Source organism: Bacillus sp. FSL L8-0528 (assembly GCF_038593085.1).
In the GTDB taxonomy this organism is placed as follows: Bacteria; Bacillota; Bacilli; order Bacillales; family Bacillaceae; genus Bacillus; species Bacillus paralicheniformis.
Map to the genome: position 1 here is coordinate 641,621 of NZ_CP151961.1, position 20,980 is coordinate 662,600.

Genomic DNA, 20,980 nt, shown 5'->3' on the forward strand with positions numbered 1-20,980 from the left:
CAGTTATTTTACGTACAAATTTAATGGCGTAGAGCTGGTCGGGTTCCTGTACTTAGGTATTATTTTTTTGCTAGCTCTGATCACAACCACCGTAATGTTCATCAGGCTAAAAAGAAAAGGAATCAATGAAGATAAACAGGCTTAGTGCATGCTTTATACTTATTTTGCTTCCCTCCGCTAGTGTAACCTTTTCCAATCCATAATATAGATCATCTTTAAAGCATCACATGTCCAGTACATCAAATGTCATCTCCTGTTCATACTAATATCGGGAGGTACATCGACTTATGCTGAAAATTTGGATGACTGGACTTTTACTATTAGCGCAGCCCGCGGGGCATTCTGACAGCTTAACGATCACCCAGCAAGGGAAGAAAGTGGCCGTTGTGAACCGCGAAGATTTTACAATGCCGCTTCCCGGGACACCGATGATTGATGATAAAAAATACGGCGAGTTCGTTGACAGGCTTGAGCGGAAAGTACACAAGGATCCCGTCAACGCCGTGATCAATGATCAGGGAAGGATCGTTCCCGGCAAGGTTGGCTACAGCCTTTCACGGGAGGGGTTTAGAGAGCAGTTTTACGCGTATTTTTATGGGGATGGCCCGTCCACGATAGAAGTGCCTGAATTGAATGTTTACCCGAAAGTGGACAGCGAACTGCTTTCCCATATCCGGACACAGCGGATCGGCCAGTATGTGACGTATTTTAATTCCGGGAATAAAAGCAGGACGCACAACATTTCACTTGCGGCAAAAGCGATCGACAATCATGTTGTGTTTCCTAATGAGACGTTTTCATTTAATAAAGTTGTCGGAATGAGGACGCCGGACAAGGGGTATATGAAGGCTCCCGTGATCGTGAGAGGCGAATTGTCTGAAGGGGTTGGCGGAGGCATTTGCCAGGTTTCGTCGACATTGTTTAATGCGGTTGACCGGGCAGGACTCGAAATCGTCCAGCGTTATTCCCACAGCCGGCGTGTCCCTTATGTTCCGCCGGGGCGCGACGCGACGGTCAGCTGGGGCGGACCTGATTTGCGCTTTCAAAACAAATATAACCAGCCGGTCTTGATCCGGGCGAAACAGCACGGGGGGACGATGGTTGTGACGCTTTATTCTTCTGATGTGGTCAATCATCAGCTGCGAAAAGTCCCGAAGGCTCCGGCCCAAATTCCGAAAGAAGAGCATCAGAGCGGGGATCACTGAAAGCGAATGTTCAGCTGGCGCTGCACTTGTTCACACAATGTACAATAAAATCCTTTTGCCTGTATGATAGGATGAATCAAGGACACATCTTTAAGACAAGAGGAGATGATCGAGTGACATGGCTTTTTGTAACCTTTTTGGTGATCTTCAGTCTTTTTAAAATACTGGTCACTTGCCTTCCGAGCGGTGTCGTAGAGTGGCTGACCGGCAAATTTCAAGTTCATGTGAAGCTTGAAGAAGCGAATGTTCAAGTGACGTTCGGCGGAGAGCGTTTAGAGGGATCTGACAAGAGTCAATTTATTCAACACTTTAATGAAGCCGTATTTATGGAGCGGTATTACATCTACCCGGGAGACGAGCCGCTTTTTGTAAATCCGAAAAACGCCGGGACACCGTTTGTTATCGAAACAAAAAGAGGAAAAAACGCTGTGAAGCTGTTGGTTTACAGATACGATGATCATATAGACGTCGTTAAACAATATAAGAAAAAAACGGCCGCTTATTGTCTGCGTTCTGACAGTCTGCAAACATTTAGGGGGCTCAAAACGGCGGATTTGGTTTAAAAAGCAGGAAAAAACCTGCTTTTTTATTGTGATAAAAAATAGAGCCTGACAGCGCTGTAACCGATCAAAAATAAACAAGCAGCGATCGTAAAGATACATTCTCCTTTTTTATTCTTCTTCAAAAGAACGAATGAACGCACACCGATGTTCAGTCCAAACAGGATGAAACCCACATTCAAATAAACAGGATTTAACCCGGATGGAATGATGAGGAGAATTATGCCGGCAAGCGTGATATAATGGAACGCTTTGACAAGCGTCGGTTCTTTTTCCCCCGCTGTACGGCTGTCCATTTCACCATCACCTTTCATTAGCAATAAAATCCTTGTATTGCATATTATTCTAATTTAAAATGTGGTTGATGAAAAGTCTTGCAAAGGGAGAAACGCCATGACCATACATATTCAACAGCTTGATGCCCCTCTGAAGCCTGAGTTTGTTGATGAACTGATCAATTTGTGGAATGATAATACAGTGGAAACAGCTGATTGCTCATTGGATGATCAAGATAGAGAAATGATACAGCAGCAGCTGAAACAATATGTTCAATCCGCATACGGAACGGTTTTGGCCGTCGTGAATGAGAAGCAAGAAGCGGTCGGATACGGGCTGGCCTCTATTAAGAAAGATTTGGTCAGCGATTGTCTGTGCGGGCACATCGATGAAGTGTACATAGCCCCGGTCTATCGAAGAAACAAGCTGGGGAAGCTTGTTGCGGATCGTATGATGGATTGGTTTGAACGGCATCAAGTGTCTCACGTTCAAGTATCGGTTGATATCGATAATCAATCGGCGCTGCGTTTTTGGGAAGGCATCGGCTTCAGCAGTGAATTTTACCTTCTGACACATTAATTTTTTGAATAATGGAGGCGATGCCCTCACCATTATGACCCGGCCGCCTCGCTGAAAAGCCCCTTTTTCATTGCAAAGGGGCTTTTTTAATGAGCTCAGGAGAATTATGATGCGGTGAATTGACGAGAGGCGGGACTTCATAAGCTTCCATCTCTTTTGATGCATATGGTTTTAAAAGGCTTTCTAAATACGCAAGGTCTTGATTTTTCGGATTCAGCCATTCTTTTTCAGCCTGACGATCAAGAATGACGGGCATGCGGTCATGAATATCTTTCATTAAATCGTTGGGCATTGTCGTAATGATTGTGCATGTATAGACGGGCTTGCCGCCTGCAGGCTGCCACTTCTCCCAAAGCCCCGCAAACGAAAACAGTCCATTTGTTTTGAGCTTGATCCTCATCGGCCGCTTTGTCTTGGCATCGGTGCGCTTCCACTCATAAAAACTGTCTGCCGGAATGAGGCATCTTTGTCTGATCAGCGGCTTTCGAAAACTCGGCTTCTCAGCCAAAGTCTCGGCGCGCGCATTGATCATTTTATAACCGATTTTCTCATCCTTTGACCATGGCGGAATCAATCCCCACCGCAGCCGTCCTAGCCGGTTATGGGAACCGTCGCTGATGACGGCGAGAATAGACTGGGAAGGTGCGATGTTATAACTGGGGCTGTAATCTTCAATCGTCATTTGATCAATCTCGAAACGGTCAATAATCTCATCAAATTCAGAAAAGAGCGTAAACCTGCCGCACATCTTAGATCACCTTTTTTTGTTTATTGAAAGTTTGAGGCAAATAGATTTTTTATATATAAATGGCCAACAAGGCCGCTGAAACAGCCATGACAAAGCAGTCATCGCCCGTCATGGCCACGCCGTTTTTGATGAATACACTGCAGGTCCAGTTGAGCGCCGATCCTTCCGCGGTCCGGTCAATCAGCTTTTTACCCGCTGTGTAAACACATGCTTTAAATAAAGAAAACGAAATGGAACATAAAATAAAGAGCAAAATAAACTTTACCACCAACGCCAGCATTGCTTTTTCACCCCGACATATTTTGTAAGCTCCACCTTCATTTTACCAATAAATTCATATGTTAAAACCTCATTCTTGTTTTATTATATTGACCGAATGGTCAGCAAACGCTACAATTTATACTAACCGATTGGTCAATAACGAAAAGGAATGATGATCAATGCCTTTACAGCTTTATGAAAAAGAACAAATACTCGATGCCTGTTTGGAGGTTTTTGCAAGGCACGGCTATGCTAAGACTTCGACCGGAATGCTGGCGGAAGCGGCCGGCATTTCAAAGGCGCTGATTTTTCATCACTTTAAAAGCAAAAAAATTCTGTACTTAACTGTGCTCGATTATTGTATTGAAAAGGTAAAGTCGCGCCTTTCCCTTGATGACCTGTCGTCTTATCATGATTTTTTTGAAGCGAAAGAAAAAATAAGCCTGGCTAAGCTTGAGTTTTTCGCGGATTATCCAAACGTATATAAGCTCACGAAAGAAGCCTTTTTTTCACCGCCTTCCGAATTAAAAGAAGAAATCGCCGCAAAGTATGGGGAGCAATTTGCCGTTAGAAATCGTATTCTAAAACAGCTTTTTGCGAAAGTTCCGTTGAGGAAAGGAGTCGATCGTGAAGAGGCGTTCGAACTCATCATGGTCATGATGGGGCATTTTGAACAAAAGTTTCTAGCGAAAGTAACGGCTGAGAACGATTATGATCCAGCCTGGAGCAGACGTCTTCTTGAAGAACGAAAACGGTTTTTGGATATGATTCGTTTCGGTATTGAAGGCGAATAAAAAGGGGGATTTCTGATGGGATACTATGTAATGGGCTTTCATGAGGTCGATCGAGCCGATTTGCCGCTTGTCGGGGGAAAAGGGATGAACTTGGGCGAATTGTCCAAAATGGACGGCATTCAAGTGCCTCACGGCTTTTGTGTAACCACAAAGGCATATGAAAGGATGATTGGCGAAAACAGCAGAGTCAGTGAACTGATTGATCAGCTGTCACTTTTAAAAGTGAACAATAGAGAGGAGATTAACGAACTCGCCCTCCAGATCCGCAATGGTATTGAAAGAGCCGAAATCGCCGAAGAGATCAAAGAAGCGGTTAAAAGCGCTCACTCAAATGCTGGCGGCGGTGCATATGCCGTCCGATCAAGCGCTACGGCGGAAGATTTGCCTCATGCCTCTTTCGCCGGTCAGCAAGATACGTATTTAAATATAAAAGGAATAGAGGCGATCTTGAAGCATATCAGCAAATGCTGGGCTTCACTGTTTACAGAGCGGGCCGTGATCTACCGGATTCAAAACGGTTTTGACCACCGTAAAGTTCAATTATCGGTCGTCATCCAGCAGATGGTGTTTCCGGATGCGTCCGGTATTTTGTTTACGGCAGATCCCGTTACATCCAACCGGAAGGTCACCTCGATTGATGCGAGCTTTGCTTTGGGAGAGGCGCTTGTATCTGGTATGGTTTCGGCAGACAACTATAAGGTTCGTGAAGGCGAGATCATTCAAAAAACGATTTCCGAGAAAAAGACGGCAGTCTATTCTTTGGAAAGCGGCGGCACTGAGGCGCGCGAAGTCGAAGCGGGACGCCGGAAAAAGCAAACATTAACAGATGAACAGATCATACAGCTCGAAAAACTGGGAAGGAGAATCGAAGCTCATTTCGGTTTTCCGCAGGATATTGAATGGTGTCTGGCTGGTGGCGAATTTTTCTTTGTCCAGACCCGGCCTGTAACGACATTGTTTCCTCTTCCGAAACAGAGCGATGACAAGCTGCGCGTCTATATGTCTGTCGGGCACCAGCAAATGATGACAGAGCCGATCAATCCGCTTGGGATATCGTTTTTCGGGTTGATCTCGGATTATGAGCTGACTTGTGCCGGCGGAAGGCTTTTTATTGATTTATCACACGATTTGGCATCTTTTGCTGGTCGGAAAGTCGTCCTCAGCACGGCGGGGAAAAATGATCCTTTCATGCATAGCGCTCTTGTGAATTTTTTGAAAAGAAAGGAGCTTGTCAAAACCCTGCCGAAAGGGAAGCGGATGTTTAGATTAGGGGCTGAAGGGCTGTCATGGTCGCTGCCGGGTAATGCGCTGAAGATTTACCGGAAAAACGACACAGGTGTAGTCAAACGGCTCATGTCCAAAGCGGAAGCATCCATTCATGAGGCTGAACAGCGATTGAAAAATGCATCGGGTGAAACGTTATTTGCACAGATAGAAGAGGATCAAAAAAGCTTGAAAAAAGTTCTCTATGATTCAGAGAGCATGGCTGTGATTATGGTTGGTTTATATGCGGTATACTGGCTCAATCGAAAAATGGAGAAATGGCTTGGTGAAAAAAATGTCGCCGATACCCTTTCTCAATCGGTATTGCACAATGTCACATCTGAAATGGGATTGGCGCTTTTGGATGTTTCCGATGCTGCCAGAGGATACCCCGAGGTTCAGAAGTATTTAGCGCATGCCAATGATGAAACCTTTTTCGAAGATCTCAAACAGCTTGACGGCGGTCTCGCCTTTATCAGCGCATTGCGGGCATTCCTTGAGAAATACGGCATGCGCTGTACCGGTGAGATCGATATGACCAAGACGCGCTGGAGCGAACGTCCTTCCATTCTTGCTCCAGTCATTTTGAGCAACATCAAGAACTTTGATCCCGGTGCGCGAACGGTCAAGTTTGAACAGGGGCGATTGGAAGCGGAGCAAAAGGAGAGGGATCTGTTAAGCCGTCTGCAACATCTAAAGGGAGGCAGACAGAAGGCAAAAAAGACAAAGAAGATGATCAGCGTTTTGCGGAATTTTATCGGTTATCGGGAATATCCCAAATATGCTCTGATCAAACGCTATTTTATATATAAGGAAGCGTTGATGAAAGAAGCCGCTGTTTTGCAGCGAAAGAAGCTGATTCAAGCGAAGGAGGATATTTATTATCTGTCTTTTGATGAATTGAGAGAGGCCGTTTGCGCTAATCGTCTCGATGTGAAGAAGATCGAGGAAAGAAAAGCAGAATATCAGCATTATGAAAAATTAACACCTCCGCGAATGATGACTTCAGAAGGCGAGGTCATCACGGGAGAAGTTCTGGGAGACCACATTCCGGCGGGAGCATTGGCGGGCGTTCCTGTTTCATCGGGAGTCATCGAAGGTAGGGCAAGAGTGATTCTGAAATTGGAAGAAGCTGATATCGAAGAGGGGGATATCCTTGTCACGCCTTTTACAGATCCGAGCTGGACACCGCTGTTTGTCTCAATCAAAGGTTTGGTGACTGAAGTGGGCGGCCTCATGACACATGGCGCCGTTATTGCGCGGGAATACGGGCTTCCGGCGGTGGTGGGGGTAGAGCATGCGACGAAAGAAATTAAAGACGGACAGAAGATCAGGATTAACGGATCGGAAGGCTATGTTGAAATACTTGAATGATAAAAAGCGCAGCCATGAAGCTGCGCTTTTTTCCAAGCCAATATTACAAAAGTGTAAGCCGTATGTAAGGGGATCCGATTTATTCGGGGTGGTGCCATATTTTAAAATGAGTTTGAAAGGAGTGAATGATAATGAAAAAAATGGTTTTCTTTGTTTTGATATTAAGCTGCATGCCCGTTTTTCTCCTTACTGCTTGCAATCAGAAAAATGCGAAGCTTGAAAGCGACTATTATGTTCAGATTCATGATCAGGCGGAAAAAGCGCCGAATAGCCAATATGTTTATAATCTTGAAGGGTACAACAAGGACGGGAAGAAAAAAGTGGTCTCATTTTTTGTTGATAAACCCTATTCAAAAGGGACCCTTGTCCGCGTTCCAAGAAGCTATGACGGATACACGGGAAAGCCTGCAGTGATGAAAGCAGATGAGCTTCCGGACAAGATTAAAGACCAATTCGACTTGAAATAACGTTTCTATAATGAAGCTTGCGCTTTACTGTTAATAAAGGTCGGCGGACAACATCCAATCCATCAAATGCTGATACGGATAATAGGTTGTTCCGTTTAATTCAATTTTAGGTATGTCAGGATACTTACGCAGCATTTCTTTCGTTTCTACTTTGCTTAAGCCTAAATAATAATGTAAATCGCCTTCTTTGATTAAATAGGGATAGCCTGAATAACTCCCTTTTGGGTTTTTAAAGTTTTTCAAGCCGTCACCGATAAAATAGCCTAAAGCCGCTAAACCAAGCCCGATCCAAAACAGGTTCATCTCCATGTTTACCATCCTTTTCGCATATTGCTTTATCTGTCATACGAAAAGGATTGAAAAAAGTTTCAAGGTCAAAGGCTTTGCCGGTTCAGCATCTCATAAAGAACGACGGCATGGTTATGGCGCTCATCCTTTGCACCGTAAAGCAGAATAACGGTTTCGTCCGCAGCCATTTCTTTTAATTCCTTGAAGCTTCTCTGTTTTTCAGGGTGTTGTTTGATTTCGTTTTGATAGGCTTCTTTAAACGATTCGAATTTTTTCGGGTCATGACCGAACCATTTTCTTAAATCAGGACTTGGAGCGATTTCTTTCATCCAGCAGTCAAGGTTCGCTTTTTCTTTTGATATGCCGCGCGGCCACACACGGTCGATTAAAATGCGGCGTCCTTCTGCCTGTTGGTTTTCGTGATAAATGCGCTGGAGAATAATCGGCATTTGGATCACTCCTTCTCATTTTATGATAAACCGGCCGGCTGGAAGGAACAACCTCTATTGAAAATCCAATGTCAAAATCCCTTTTATTCGATGGAATGTTTTAAAGAACTGTACATTTGGCTGACGCTTTCATCGATTTCATCTCTTGACATCCGCAAGGCTTTTTCCGATCTGGCATAACCGATTTCTAATCGGCCTTCTTCCAGCCCTTTAAAGATCGCATCGGCAAATTCATCCAAAGGAGCTCCGGAATCATGCAGTCCGACACCGCCCAGATCTGTATTGACCGCGGGAGGAGCGACCTCTATGACCTCAACGCCGGTCTCGGAAAGCTGATGTCTTAAACTCATCGTAAAAGAATGGAGAGCGGCTTTTGTCGATGAGTAGATCGGTGCGATCGCCATCGGTGTAAACGCCAGGCCTGATGTCACATTGATGATCGCTGTTTTCCCCGGTTTTTCGGCGAAGTATTGGCTAAAGAGCATGGCCAGGTGGATCGGCGCCTCCATGTTGACGGTGATTTCTTTTTTGTAGTCAGCCCAATTGTCTATGACATCTGCTTTTAAAATGTGGTAGCGCTGCTGTATGCCCGCATTATTCACAAGTACGTTTACGCCAGGGTGACGTTCTTTGACCCATTCAAATAATGCCAGTCGTTCCGTTTCATCGGTTACATCGCATACACGCGTGATCAGCTCCGGATATTTTTCTTTTGCTTCTTTCAGCTTGCTTTCCCTTCTCCCGCAGACGATGACCGTATTTCCCGATTTCATAAATCGTTCGGCAAAAGCAAAGCCGATTCCTGATGCACCGCCTGTGATCAGCACTGTGTGTCCCGACAGTTTCATTGAAATCCCTCTTTTCCGTCAAGTTTTTAAACAATAAGTTGAACATCTCTTCTGATCCTATACTAGACCCTTCATTTTCCAAAATGCAAGTATTCCGATTAGACGGTATGTTCCGATTCCATTATCATTGAAAAGTGAAAGGGGTGGAATAAAATGTATGAAACGACTGTCAAAACATGCTTCGGAAAGCTGAAAGGCAGAGCGGAAGACGGTGTCCGTATCTTTAAAGGCGTTCCTTTCGCAAAACCTCCCGTCGGCGAGTTAAGGTTTCGGGAACCGCAGCGAATGGAGGCCTGGGAAGGTGAGCGGGAGGCTTTTCAATTTGGTCCGGTTTGTCCGCAGCCCGACGGGGTATTGCCCCAATCAGAGGGGGTTCAAAAATCTGAGGATTGCCTGTATTTAAATGTGTACGCACCTGAAGAGGCGGATGGGGATCTGCCTGTTATGGTGTGGATTCATGGGGGCGCTTTTTATCTCGGCGCCGGCAGTGAACCGTTCTATGACGGGACTCAGCTCGCAAAGCAGGGAAAGGTGATCGTGGTCACCATCAATTATCGCCTCGGTCCGTTCGGTTTTTTGCATCTTTCTTCAATTGATGATTCCTACCCAAGCAACCTTGGTCTGCTGGATCAAATCGCGGCGCTCGAGTGGGTGAAAGAAAATATCGCTTTCTTTGGCGGAGACCGTCATCATATTACGGTATTTGGAGAATCGGCGGGCTCGATGAGCATCGCATCGCTTATGGCGATGCCGAAAGCAAAGGGGCTTTTTCAACAGGCCATTATGGAAAGCGGGGCCTCCGCAACAATGTCTGAAAAGCTTGCGAAAGCCGCAGCAGAAAGATTCTTAACGATTCTCGATATTGATCATCATCACCTGGAGCGTCTTTGCGATGTATCTGATCAAGAACTTCTTAAAGCTGCCGATCAGCTGCGTGCTATAATGGGAGAAAATATTTTTGAATTGATCTTTCAGCCTGCACTTGACGAAAAAACCTTGCCGCTGAAGCCGGAGGCCGCCGTCGCGAAGGGCGCGGCAAAAGGGATCGATCTTTTAATCGGAACAAACCGCGATGAAGGCGCTTTGTTTTTTGCCTCTGATTCGGAACTTTTGCCTGAGAGCAAGATTAATGAGATTTTAGAAGAATACATGGGAAAAGAGGCCGCTGAAGCCGCGGCGTCTCTGTATCCGAGATCATTGGAAGGCCATGTTGATATGATGACAGATCTGATCTTTTGGCATCCTTCCGTTGTGTTCGCTTCGGCTCAATCACGACATGCATCTGTCTTTATGTACCGGTTTGACTGGCATACCGATTCAGAGCATCCGCCGTTCAACAAAGCGGCACACGGCTTAGAGATTCCGTTTGTATTTGGCAATATGGACAGTTTGGAACAGCTGACAGGTATGAAGGCTGGTGAAGAAGCGCAGCTGCTTGCTAAACAGATCCAGGCTGCCTGGGTGTCTTTTGCCCGCTCCGGAAAGCCGAGCACCGATCATGTCAGCTGGCCTGATTATAATGAAGATTCACGGAAAACGCTCATTTTTGATCAAGAGATCGCGATTGAAAGCGACCCGTATTCAGAGAAGAGGAAGCTGTTGACAGCCCCGAACCTCAAGGTTTAGAACAAACGGCTGACCACAGGTCAGCCGCTTTGGTGGTAGCGTTCGCTTTGAATGGCTTCAAGCGATTTGCCGCGCGTTTCCGGCGCCATACGGAGCCCGATGATCATATGAATGACGAGAAACGCAATCATGACGGCGCCGGCTGTTTTAAAGCCCAATCCCGTAATCATCGCAGGAACGACCAATGAGATGAGTCCGACGCCGATGCGGACGATGAAGAACATGAAGCCTTGGGCGAGCGCCCTGTATTTCGTATGAAAAAGCTCTGCCGCCCACAGCCCGTAAAACGCCTGCGCTCCAAATCCCGCAGAAATGCCCCACAGGCATACAAATAATAAAAGCTCTGTGATGTTCATCGTGCCGAAGGTGAGGATGACCCATGCGGCGGTTGCCATGGCTGCTCCTATGCCAAAAAGCGTTTTTCGATTGACTTTATCGCCGAGACGGATAAAGACGAAGTATGTGGACGCCACTGTCAAAATCCATAAAAATGCCTGCAGCAGGTTGGCTTGCGCCGCTGTTAAACCGCCGACCGTCTCATAAATATACGGCATGAAATATCCCATTGTTCCGGCAACAAGGTTCCAAAACGCGTAAATTCCGATGAGGAGAATCATGGCGCGGAGGTTCGCTTTGTTGGTCAACAGCTCTTTGATCGACGCCTTTTCTTCAACTCCTTTTGCTTTGTCTTCAGCTTCTTTTCGCTTTTGCTCCTCCCAGATGGACGATTCGTGAATCTGCTGCTGCAAAATCCAGGTGACGACCGCGACAACGAATAATTGGGCAAAAATCAACCGGCTTCCCAGCAAACCGAGCGGCGCCAAGGCAACCGATAACAGCAGCGTAAGCGCCGGTCCGACCGACCATGCCAGCTGTCCCCAGCCGACGCGTCCGGCACGTTCATGATCAGGCGCCTCCTCGGCAATGTAAGTCCAAGCAGCCGGAATCGCTGCGCCCACCGCAATTCCCGTCACGATGTAACCGGTTAAAAGCATTGGAAAATTAAACGACACGGCGATCAGCAAAACGCCAAGCATATAGACGAATAGATCGTATTTGTATATGAATTTTCTCCCGTAACGGTCGACTAAAAAACCGCCGAGAAAAGCGCCGATCGCCGCGCCGAAACCATTTGCGCTTAAGGCGCCGAGAAGCCCGACCCGGGCGTCGTCCAACCCTAAATATTCAACCCATAACGAAAGCCCGCCGGCCCCTGCGACGATTGATCCCGCCTCCAAATAGTTGGACATGGCAACCGTGATCGTCGACTTCAAACTGCCTTTTTTTCTCCCTGGCATGATTCGTTCCCCTTTCAAATCAGAATTCTTTTCTGACAGAAGCCGGATTGATGCGTTGAATGCTGGATTTTTCTTTAGTGAGTCATGCGAATATGTAAGCGTTGTCATTTTCTGGTGATACCGACCCTGCACCCGTTCCAGCTTGCACGCTGTTCCGAATGTTTTTTCATATAGTATTACTTTATTCGGAAACCAAAAATAAATCAACATATAAATCAGGATATTGCGTCTGAATATTTTTGTTTTTGTTTGGAATTTTTTCTCGAAAAACTGCCATTATATCAATTTTTTATTAAAAAACCGAAACTTTTCCTCTGGAAAAATAGTATATTTAAACTAAGTATATTTTACTATGAGAAGGAGTTTTTTATATGAGTATATTAAGCAGGTTCAAAGACATTATGGCCAGCAATATTAACGCTTTGCTTGATAAAGCAGAGGACCCGGAAAAAATGGTGGATCAGTACGTCAGGAACTTAAACAGCGACTTAAACAAAGTAAAGGCGGAAACCGCGTCCGTCATGGCGGCCGAGCAAAGGGCAAAAAGAGAACTGGCGGATTGCCGGGCGGAAATCGACAAGCTTGAGCGCTATGCCATGAAGGCTTTGGAAGCCGGCAGCGTGACGAAAAAGCGCCCGGCTATCAGAAGAAGCACGGAAATGCAGCCGTGTTAACGGTTGATATGGAGCATAGAGAAGTCTATCTTGCCGGCTTTAAAAAGGCTGAAGAATATTTGAATGACGCCAGACTGGACAAAATGAGAGAAAAAATCACGCCTGATATATCAGACAATCATTATGAAGCCGCATTCGAAATGTTTATGAAGGCGGCGTATGATGATATGGAGAAGAAACCGTGGGCGGACAGCATCTTTTTTAAGACATGGTTTCAATTGCTTGTGTCAGCAGTCATCGCGGGAATTGCCGTCGCCATTATGAAATACAATTCAGGCGGCAGAGTGACCGTAAGTGCAAACACATATATGAACGGTGATACATCCGGAGTGATCAGAAAGAATGACGAGTACATCAGAACGACCGTCACAAAACAAAGAAAACCGTCCAATAATAAAAGCTCAGGCGGCGGAACGACGAGCGGAGGACATTCGCACAGCGGCAGCCGGGGCAGCTTTTAGAAAGGGAAAGGAAGAGCTCAAATGGTATTTTTTAAAAATCAATTTGCAAATGTAGTAGAGTGGGACGAATTTCGCGATGATATGATTTTCTACAAATGGAACAACCGCGAAATCAAAAAGGGGAGCCGGCTGATCATTCGTCCCGGTCAGGATGCCGTCTTTTTAAACAATGGAAAAATCGAAGGCATATTCCAAGATGAAGGCGACTATGATATCGAATCTGAAATCATTCCTTTTTTATCTACTTTAAAAGGTTTTAAATTTGGCTTTAACAGCGGGATGCGCGCCGAAGTCCTGTTTGTCAATACGAAGGAGTTTACCGTCAAATGGGGGACGAAGAATGCCATCAATATCCCGGCTGCAGGACTTCCGGGCGGCATGCCGATCAGAGCGAACGGCACATTTAATTTTAAGGTGAATGATTATGTCGCATTAATCGATAAAATTGCCGGTGTGAAAGATCAGTATGTTGTGGAAGATATCAAAATACGGATCACATCTATCCTTGATCAGCTTCTGATGAAGTGGATTACAAAAGAAGGAAAAGATATGTTCAACCTTCAAGCCAACGCCTTTGATATCGCAAAAGGGATCAAGGAAGACCTTGATATGGAAATTGTCAGCGACGGCATGACGATAACAGGATTTAACATCATGAGTTTCAATTATCCGAAAGAAATCCAGGACATGATCACAAAGAACGCTTCCCAAGGGATGGTCGGCGATCTGAACAGATATCAGCAGATCTCCATGACGGACGGCATGGCGTCAGGAAAGATGGCAGGCGGCGGTGCCGCATCCGATATGGCCGGCATGATGATGGGAATGAATGTCGCGAACCAAATGATGAATCAGATGAACCAAAGTCAGCAGGCGCAGACACAGACGCCTCAAAGCACGCCGCAGGCAGGGGCAAAGCCGAACTTCTGTCCAAACTGCGGAACGAAAACGGGTGAAGCCAACTTCTGTCCGAACTGCGGGCAGAAACTTGTGTAAGCGGGGGGATCGATATAGAAGATACCGGCAAAGCTGGTATCTTCTTTGTGAATTTATCAATAACAGACCGGCATGATCACCGGCAGACCATGCTGGAAAACAAATGGAGCAGAAGCTGATCCTGATTCATAAGTCGGATCAATTGCATGATCAGAACGCCCGCCGTATTCTATATATAACAATGTGAGTGCCGGGTGAAAAGAATACGGCATACATCAATCAAGGATGTACAGAATAATTAAAGGAAACAATCTGGAGGAAAAGCGACATGGAATTAGGCATCAGCACCTTTGTAGAAACGACCCCTGATATCAAAACCGGAAAAGTCATCAGCCATGCGGAGCGGCTGCGCGAAGTAGTGGAGGAGATTGTCCTTGCCGACCAGGTGGGCTTGGATGTATTCGGAGTTGGAGAGCATCATCGTCAAGATTACGCCGCTTCTTCTCCTGCCGTCGTCCTGGCCGCAGCGGCTGCACAGACGAAGCGCATCAGATTAACGAGCGCGGTCACCGTGCTGTCGTCGGCTGATCCCGTCCGTGTTTTTCAGGATTTTGCGACGCTCGACGGGATCTCAAACGGCAGGGCGGAAATCATGGCGGGCCGGGGGTCTTTCATCGAATCCTTTCCGCTGTTTGGATATGATTTAGACGATTATAATGAGCTCTTTGAAGAAAAGCTTGATTTGCTGCTCGAGCTGCAAAAGTCGGAAAGGATCACATGGAGCGGCAAGCATCGTCCGGCTATTCAGAATACAGGCGTGTACCCGCGCCCTGTGCAGAATCCGCTGCCTGTATGGATCGGAAGCGGCGGAAATCAGGAATCCGTCGTTCGCGCCGGCCTGCTCGGCCTGCCGCTGGTTCTCGCCATCATCGGCGGGAGTCCGCAGCATTTCGCCCCGCTTGTTGATCTTTATTATAAAGCGGCGGAACATGCAGGGCATGATGCCTCAAAGCTGACGGTCGCTTCCCATTCCCACGGCTTTATTGCGGAGGATACCGAGACGGCCGCCGATCGGTTTTTCCCGTCCACACAGCAGGCTATGAATACGCTCGCAAGAGAGCGGGGCTGGGGCCCGTACAGCCGGTCGAGCTTCGATGCAGCCCGAAGCTTTGAAGGGGCGCTCTATGTAGGCGATCCTGAAACGGTGGCGGAAAAAATTATTCATCTGCGCAAGAATGTCGGGGTCACCCGCTTTTTGCTTCACGTTCCGGTCGGTTCGATGCCGCACGAAGATGTTATGAAGGCGATTGAACTTTTTGGAACAAAAACGGCGCCGCTCGTCAGGGAAGAAGTATCCCGCTGGGAGGCAACCGAAAGATCATAATGAGAAAAGGCCCGCGCTTTCTTTGCGCGGGCCTCAGCGTGCCGACAAACCCTCGCATTCGTTGTCAGGCCTGCGCGTCGGTGCTCACGAATTCCAACATTCGCTCCGCTCCGATGCTCGGCCTTCCTAGACTGCAATGGTTTTCAATCACGCTGAAAGGATGACAAAATCCCAAAACTAAGAGCAGTTTTGGAATTTTGTCAACAATTCTGAGGCCCGCGCTTTGCGCGGGCCTTTTATTTCATATAATGCTTTTTGAAATCCGGATGAATCGAAAATTTTCGGCGCAAATGGATCAGGTTTTCGCCGAAACTTTCCTCCAATACCTCTCTGTGCTTCTTCATGATTTCCATCAGGTACAGATCATGAATCATCACTTCGGTAATCGGCATCACCAAGCCTACATGCATCGTCCAGGCTGCGCGGCTGTCTTTCCCGTGCGAGACAATGCCGGCCACGACTTCCGAATCGTCGACACTGAATACAAGCCAGCGTCCGTCGTACTCTTCTGTAATTTGCGTGCTGCTGTCATGAAGATAGACATTGGCGAAATCAGCTTCAATGTCGCCGTACGCAATGATGGTGACGATGACGCCTTTTTTTGCGGCCTGCTTGAGTTCCGGCTCCAATTCAGGAAAATCTTCTTTCCAAATTTCGAGGAGAATCCTTTTTCCGGCTGATGATATACAAGCCTTTACTTTATCGATAATCTCGCTTCGTCCGGTGATGTTCCAAATATTTTCCCGGTCATTTGCAGTGCGTTCAAACTTCTCGAAATATTTTTCTGCCTGTTCAAAAGTCTCTTCCGCTTTCAGCCGCCGGTTTTTAATCAGTTCATTGGCGGGAACGGGAATGTACTGCGGTGTGCCGCCGTAGCTGACAAAGATATCGCCGCGGATCACGAGGCTCTCCAGCACTTCGTATATTTTCGACCGGGGAACACCCGATTTTTTTGCCACCGCATAGCCTGTCAGCGGCGATTCTTCCAAAAGCGCTAAGTATGCTTTCGACTCATACTCGGTGAAATTCAGGTTTTTCAGTACGTCTAATATGTTTTCCTTCATAAGCCCTCCAGCTTCAACAAGAGTCGCTACCTTTGTCACTCATATTTTGCTGGATGTATTGATTTATTTCAAGTCCGCTGATACAATTTTTAATAAGTGGTTACTAAAGTAGTCACTATATAAAAACCAGTATGGGGGGAGACATCTGATGGATAGCCTGCTGTCATACATATCGATTGCCGCCATGATGGTGGTGATACCGGGAGCCGATACGATGCTTGTGGTGAAAAACACGCTTCGATACGGGCCGAACGCCGGGCGCTGCAATGTTCTCGGTTTGGCGACGGGGCTTTCTTTCTGGACGCTGATTGCCGTTCTCGGCTTAGCGGTGGTGATTGCGAAGTCGGTGATTCTGTTCAATACGATCAAATACTTGGGGGCGGCCTATTTAATATATTTAGGCATTAAAAGCTTTTTCGCGAAAAAAATGTTTTCTTTGGAGGACATACAAGCCGAGAAAAACAAAACCGAAAACGCATCAAGCCGGCATTATAAGGATTCGTTTATGCAAGGATTGTTCAGCAACGTTCTCAATCCGAAAACTGTTTTGGTTTATATCACGATTATGCCTCAATTTATTAATTTAAGAGAAAGCGTCAACCAGCAGTTGATCATCCTCGCTTTAATCCTTACCTTTCTTGCTGTGTTTTGGTTCCTCATCCTCGTATATTTGATCGATTTCGCAAAAAAATGGCTGAGAAGCGTGAAATTCCAGAAGATCTTTCAAAAAGCCGCGGGGCTGGTGCTTGTCGGGTTTGGCGTTAAAACGGGTTTGGATTGATATCGTAGAAGGAGTGAGTTTTGACTCGCTCTTTTTTTTGTTTATTTGTCAACGATTATGGGGTGGAATAAGCCAGATAAAACAGAGGTCTATGGTTATTCGTTGACATTTTGACAACGATTCTATATATTGATACCGACTTGGTCTTTTGGCTGATAGATTGATACATTTTTAGTGTGAGAGGAGAAAAGCTCGTGGATGAACAAAAGAAAAATCAGCTGGGGGCGCTGCTGAAAGAGCATTTGCGAAAAAGATCATTATCTTTAAGAGAATTGAGCGAACGCACTCAAATCGATAAAGCGACCATCTCAAGAATCATCAATGGCAAAAGAAAAGCAAACTTGAACCATTTGCAAAGGTTTTCTGAAAGTCTCGGCGTTTCTTTTGATGAGCTGATGACAGCGGCCGGCTATGCGATGGAGAAGGCGCGGGAAAGCGAACGTCCGGATATTCACTCGTCAGTTGCCGAAATTGAAGATGTTTTGCAAACCTCAAATGTCTATGATCGGTCCTTTACCACGGAAGAACTGAAAAACAAATTGAATGAGTACGAACAATATTCCCAGACGGAGGAAGGAAAGCGTACCATTCTGGCTGAGTTTGAATCCAAAGTCGAGAAAGTCGCCGGCATTGGTCCTTTTCTGACCCGTTTGCACGACATGTACAGCAGATTTACCTCAGGGCGCGGAACGCCGCGTGAATTGCTGCTGATGGGCGGCGCTTTGCTGTATTTCATCGTTTCTGTTGATGTCATACCGGATTATATTTTTCCAATCGGCTATATTGATGATGCCGCAGCGGTTCAATTCGTTTTCAACCAGCTGTCACATAAATCATGATGGAGTATGTTACAGATGAAAAGAAAGCCTATCAACATTGACATCAGCCTGCTGCTCATTCTATTTTGTTTGTTTATCATCAGTCTGCTGGCCGTTTACAGCGGGTCCGGCCAGTATGAAACACAGGACCCTTTTTATTTTGCCAAACGGCAGGTTTTTTGGTATCTTGTCGGGTTTGGCGTCATGGCGGGAACGGCCTACATCGACTATGAGCTGCTAGAACGATTGGCGCTTCGTTTATTTGCGGGAGCCGTTTTTCTTCTGATTCTCGTTCATTTTTTTGGAACTTATAAAAACGGTTCGCAAAGATGGATCAGCTTCGGGGTAATCGAAATCCAGCCTTCAGAATTTATGAAGATCATTTTGATTCTTCTGTTGGCTTCGGTACTCAATCAATATCAGCATAAAAGTTTCTCCTTCACCGAGAGCATCATTCCGACGGGGAAAATCATGATGTACACGGTGATTCCGTTTTTCTTCATATTGGTTCAGCCTGATTTAGGGTCCGCATTGGTGATTTTGTCGATCGCATTCACGTTGATGCTTGTCTCGGGGATTTCGGGGAGAATGATCATGTCCCTGTCACTTGGATTCATGGGATTGGTCGCCTTTTTGACGTATTTGCACAATCATTACTTTGAGATTTTTTCAAAGATAATTAAGCCTCACCAGCTTGACCGGATATACGGCTGGCTCAGTCCTCATGAACATGCTTCTACATATGGATACCAGCTGACGCAAGCGTTATTGGGGATCGGATCGGGCCAGATGTCAGGAAGCGGCTTTACTCACGGAACCCAAGTGCAGGGAGGGAAGATTCCGGAGGCTCATACCGATTTTATTTTCGCCGTGATTGGTGAAGAATTCGGTTTTTTGGGTGCCGTCACATTAGTCTGTTTGTATTTTCTGATGATCTACAGAATCATCAGGATCGCGATCTCGTCCAACAGTCTGTTCGGTCTTTATATATGTGCGGGGGTTGCGGGGTTGATTGTATTCCAAGTGTTCCAAAATATCGGGATGACGATCGGGTTAATGCCGATCACGGGGCTCGCTCTTCCGTTTATCAGCTATGGCGGCAGCGCGCTGCTGACCAACATGATCGCTTTAGGTCTCGTTTTCAGTGTGAATATCAGATCTAAACATTACATGTTTGGGAATGATTGGGGATGAAGGTGCGCAAAATAATTCTTTCCCATATAAAGAAACTGGATTATGTATTGATTGCTTCGGTTCTGTTTTTATCCTCGTTTGGCTTGCTGATGGTATACAGTGCCGGTTACCCCCTCGGATATATGAAGTATCATGATGGCAGCTATTTTTTTATGAAGCAGCTGCAGTGGCTGCTCATCGGTTTGACCTTTTTTTCGGCTGCCGTCTTTTTCCCTTACAAAGCTTACAGCAAACTCATCCGGTTTTTGGTGAAGCTTTCTTTTTTGCTGCTGATTCTCGTGCTGCTGCCGGGAATCGGGCTGGAGAAAAACAATTCCCAAAGGTGGATTCAATTTGGTTCGCTCATGATCCAGCCGTCTGAGGCTGTGAAGCTTGTGATGGTTATTTATTTCGCCTATGTGTATGCAAAAAAGCAGAGATACATCGCCGATTTTGGAAAGGGCGTCATGCCGCCGCTGATCATTTTGGCCGCTGTGTTTTTTTTGATTTTAAAACAGCCCGACTTGGGCACCGCTGTTTCGATCCTGTTAAGCTGCGGAGCGGTTCTGTTGTGCGCCGGCCTCAGAATACGGCACTTGCTGCTTCTCGGAACAATGGCAGGGGCGGGCATCGCCTATTTTGCTATGACAGCGCCGTACCGGTTAAAAAGGCTGACATCGTTCAGCGATCCTTTTCAAAATGAATACGGAGACGGCTACCAGTTGATCAATTCCTACCTTGCCATTGATTCGGGCGGGTTATGGGGGAATGGATTAGGGAACAGCGTTCAAAAGCTGGGATTTCTTCCTGAAGCCCATACGGACTTTATCATGGCGGTCATCAGCGAAGAACTCGGCGGTGTCGGGCTGTTGATGATCATCGGGGCCTACCTGTTGATCATGTTCAGAGGCGTTCGGATCGCTGCGCAAATCGATGATCCGTTTGGAAAGCTGCTGGCAGTCGGCATTACTTTCCAGATCATGATTCAGGCGTTATTTAACATGGGCGCTGTTTTCGGCCTTCTTCCCATTACCGGAATTCCTCTTCCGTTTGTCAGCTACGGAGGTTCTTCGTTAATGTTCATGCTGACGTCAGCCGGGATATTGGTCAACCTCTCCTCACATGTTAAGCGGGGAGTTAAAAAAGAGAGGCTTTTCTGATGTAGAAACGCATTTTCCCGATTTTGAAGTTACGATTGACCGGATGTTCCTGTCATCAGGAATTGATCTTCTCATATCGTATGTGACCGTAACTCCGGTTTTATATAAACGCATTCATATTGATAAATAAAGGAAATCGTGATATATTCAAGGTGTGAAACAGAATAATCTTTATATGAATGCGTAAACTGAAAAAAGACCGGAAGATGCGGCAACATCTCCCGGAAGCAACAGAGAGGCTCCGTAAAAAGGAGTCGGCTCTATTTTTAGATCCCAATTAAAAAGTAAGATCGTCTTGGTGTGGGAATCAAGGGCGATCTTACTTTTTTTTTGTCGTTAGATGACAAAATGGCCACGACGAGAATGCCGAAAGAGACCATGAGTTGCAACGCCTCTGATACTGTCACATGCTCACCCCCTTTCTCTCCAAGAGATGGAGGGTGAGCCGACCGCCCTTATATAGAACCGAACTGTTGCTGACCCTTATTATACC

22 protein-coding genes and 1 pseudogene are annotated in these 20,980 nt (G+C 46.2%); 15 read left to right on the plus strand and 8 right to left on the minus strand.

Annotated features, from left to right (window positions below; translation table 11 throughout):
- Positions 1–287 precede the first annotated feature (287 nt).
- Both MHI30_RS03250 and MHI30_RS03255 read left to right on the plus strand, forming a co-directional pair.
- Complete coding sequence (locus MHI30_RS03250; RefSeq protein ID WP_075755206.1) at positions 288–1,205, plus strand: VanW family protein; 918 nt, start codon at positions 288–290, stop codon at positions 1,203–1,205.
- A 113-nt stretch (positions 1,206–1,318) separates the two neighbouring features.
- Positions 1,319–1,768, plus strand: a complete 450-nt coding sequence (locus MHI30_RS03255; RefSeq protein ID WP_075755208.1) for a YfmQ family protein — start codon at positions 1,319–1,321, stop codon at positions 1,766–1,768.
- Positions 1,769–1,791: 23 nt separating this feature from the next.
- Here MHI30_RS03255 and MHI30_RS03260 read toward each other — a convergent pair whose 3' ends face one another.
- Positions 1,792–2,079, minus strand: a complete 288-nt coding sequence (locus MHI30_RS03260) for a hypothetical protein (protein WP_142238647.1) — start codon at positions 2,077–2,079, stop codon at positions 1,792–1,794.
- 79 nt (positions 2,080–2,158) lie between these two features.
- Here MHI30_RS03260 and MHI30_RS03265 point away from each other — a divergent pair, with 79 nt between their 5' ends.
- Positions 2,159–2,620, plus strand: coding sequence for a GNAT family N-acetyltransferase (locus tag MHI30_RS03265; protein ID WP_075755211.1), 462 nt, complete (start codon positions 2,159–2,161; stop codon positions 2,618–2,620).
- A 67-nt stretch (positions 2,621–2,687) separates the two neighbouring features.
- On the opposite strand, the gene MHI30_RS03270 is transcribed toward MHI30_RS03265, so the two are convergent.
- Positions 2,688–3,368 (minus strand): SOS response-associated peptidase, encoded by a 681-nt coding sequence (locus MHI30_RS03270; protein WP_075755213.1) that lies wholly within the window; start codon positions 3,366–3,368, stop codon positions 2,688–2,690.
- Positions 3,369–3,417: 49 nt separating this feature from the next.
- The gene (locus MHI30_RS03275) at positions 3,418–3,648 is read right to left on the minus strand and encodes a hypothetical protein (RefSeq protein ID WP_075755215.1); all 231 of its coding nucleotides are present in this window, start codon (positions 3,646–3,648) and stop codon (positions 3,418–3,420) included.
- Between the two features lie 160 nt (positions 3,649–3,808).
- Here MHI30_RS03275 and MHI30_RS03280 point away from each other — a divergent pair, with 160 nt between their 5' ends.
- The 3 genes from MHI30_RS03280 (at position 3,809) to MHI30_RS03290 (ending at position 7,527) form a co-directional block, all read left to right on the plus strand.
- A complete protein-coding gene (locus tag MHI30_RS03280; protein WP_026578969.1) occupies positions 3,809–4,423 on the plus strand; it encodes a TetR/AcrR family transcriptional regulator in 615 nt (204 codons plus the stop codon).
- Between the two features lie 15 nt (positions 4,424–4,438).
- Positions 4,439–7,060, plus strand: coding sequence for a phosphoenolpyruvate synthase (ppsA, locus tag MHI30_RS03285; RefSeq protein WP_075755217.1), 2,622 nt, complete (start codon positions 4,439–4,441; stop codon positions 7,058–7,060).
- 131 nt (positions 7,061–7,191) lie between these two features.
- Positions 7,192–7,527 (plus strand): YxeA family protein, encoded by a 336-nt coding sequence (locus MHI30_RS03290; protein ID WP_075755219.1) that lies wholly within the window; start codon positions 7,192–7,194, stop codon positions 7,525–7,527.
- Between the two features lie 30 nt (positions 7,528–7,557).
- On the opposite strand, the gene MHI30_RS03295 is transcribed toward MHI30_RS03290, so the two are convergent.
- The 3 genes from MHI30_RS03295 to MHI30_RS03305 all read right to left on the minus strand — a co-directional run bounded on the left by MHI30_RS03295 (position 7,558) and on the right by MHI30_RS03305 (position 9,112).
- The gene (locus MHI30_RS03295; RefSeq protein WP_075755221.1) at positions 7,558–7,836 is read right to left on the minus strand and encodes a DNA-binding protein; all 279 of its coding nucleotides are present in this window, start codon (positions 7,834–7,836) and stop codon (positions 7,558–7,560) included.
- A gap of 65 nt (positions 7,837–7,901) precedes the next feature.
- Positions 7,902–8,264: a DUF488 family protein gene (locus MHI30_RS03300; RefSeq protein WP_075755223.1), complete on the minus strand. Its 363-nt coding sequence runs from the start codon at positions 8,262–8,264 to the stop codon at positions 7,902–7,904.
- Positions 8,265–8,347: 83 nt separating this feature from the next.
- A complete protein-coding gene (locus MHI30_RS03305) occupies positions 8,348–9,112 on the minus strand; it encodes an SDR family NAD(P)-dependent oxidoreductase (RefSeq protein WP_075755225.1) in 765 nt (254 codons plus the stop codon).
- Between the two features lie 153 nt (positions 9,113–9,265).
- On the opposite strand from MHI30_RS03305, the gene MHI30_RS03310 reads away from it, so the two are divergent.
- Positions 9,266–10,738, plus strand: coding sequence for a carboxylesterase/lipase family protein (locus MHI30_RS03310; RefSeq protein ID WP_075755227.1), 1,473 nt, complete (start codon positions 9,266–9,268; stop codon positions 10,736–10,738).
- A 20-nt stretch (positions 10,739–10,758) separates the two neighbouring features.
- Here the strand turns inward: MHI30_RS03310 and MHI30_RS03315 are convergent, their stop codons facing one another.
- Entirely contained in the window at positions 10,759–12,036 is a 1,278-nt protein-coding gene (locus tag MHI30_RS03315) for an MFS transporter (protein ID WP_075755229.1), read from the minus strand.
- 371 nt (positions 12,037–12,407) lie between these two features.
- Between MHI30_RS03315 and MHI30_RS03320 the strand changes: the two are divergent.
- From MHI30_RS03320 to MHI30_RS03335, 4 genes and pseudogenes are all read left to right on the plus strand, one after another.
- Positions 12,408–12,656: pseudogene (locus tag MHI30_RS03320) on the plus strand (PspA/IM30 family protein); the annotation flags it as partial.
- Between the two features lie 47 nt (positions 12,657–12,703).
- A complete protein-coding gene (locus MHI30_RS03325; RefSeq protein WP_256700779.1) occupies positions 12,704–13,171 on the plus strand; it encodes a TPM domain-containing protein in 468 nt (155 codons plus the stop codon).
- A gap of 21 nt (positions 13,172–13,192) precedes the next feature.
- Positions 13,193–14,167 (plus strand): SPFH domain-containing protein, encoded by a 975-nt coding sequence (locus MHI30_RS03330; RefSeq protein WP_154495839.1) that lies wholly within the window; start codon positions 13,193–13,195, stop codon positions 14,165–14,167.
- Between the two features lie 268 nt (positions 14,168–14,435).
- A complete protein-coding gene (locus MHI30_RS03335) occupies positions 14,436–15,491 on the plus strand; it encodes an LLM class flavin-dependent oxidoreductase (RefSeq protein ID WP_075755233.1) in 1,056 nt (351 codons plus the stop codon).
- A 236-nt stretch (positions 15,492–15,727) separates the two neighbouring features.
- Here MHI30_RS03335 and MHI30_RS03340 read toward each other — a convergent pair whose 3' ends face one another.
- Positions 15,728–16,555: a TrmB family transcriptional regulator gene (locus MHI30_RS03340; protein WP_075755235.1), complete on the minus strand. Its 828-nt coding sequence runs from the start codon at positions 16,553–16,555 to the stop codon at positions 15,728–15,730.
- A 148-nt stretch (positions 16,556–16,703) separates the two neighbouring features.
- On the opposite strand from MHI30_RS03340, the gene MHI30_RS03345 reads away from it, so the two are divergent.
- The 4 genes from MHI30_RS03345 to ftsW all read left to right on the plus strand — a co-directional run bounded on the left by MHI30_RS03345 (position 16,704) and on the right by ftsW (position 20,487).
- On the plus strand, positions 16,704–17,336 hold the full coding sequence (locus MHI30_RS03345) for a homoserine/threonine efflux transporter (RefSeq protein ID WP_075755237.1): 633 nt from the start codon (positions 16,704–16,706) through the stop codon (positions 17,334–17,336).
- Positions 17,337–17,530: 194 nt separating this feature from the next.
- Positions 17,531–18,175, plus strand: a complete 645-nt coding sequence (locus MHI30_RS03350) for a helix-turn-helix domain-containing protein (protein ID WP_075755239.1) — start codon at positions 17,531–17,533, stop codon at positions 18,173–18,175.
- Positions 18,176–18,190: 15 nt separating this feature from the next.
- Positions 18,191–19,348, plus strand: a complete 1,158-nt coding sequence (gene rodA, locus MHI30_RS03355) for a rod shape-determining protein RodA (protein ID WP_075755241.1) — start codon at positions 18,191–18,193, stop codon at positions 19,346–19,348.
- Entirely contained in the window at positions 19,345–20,487 is a 1,143-nt protein-coding gene (gene ftsW / locus MHI30_RS03360) for a putative lipid II flippase FtsW (protein ID WP_075755243.1), read from the plus strand. Before rodA ends, ftsW begins: the two co-directional genes overlap by 4 nt.
- The last annotated feature ends 493 nt before the right edge of the window (positions 20,488–20,980 follow it).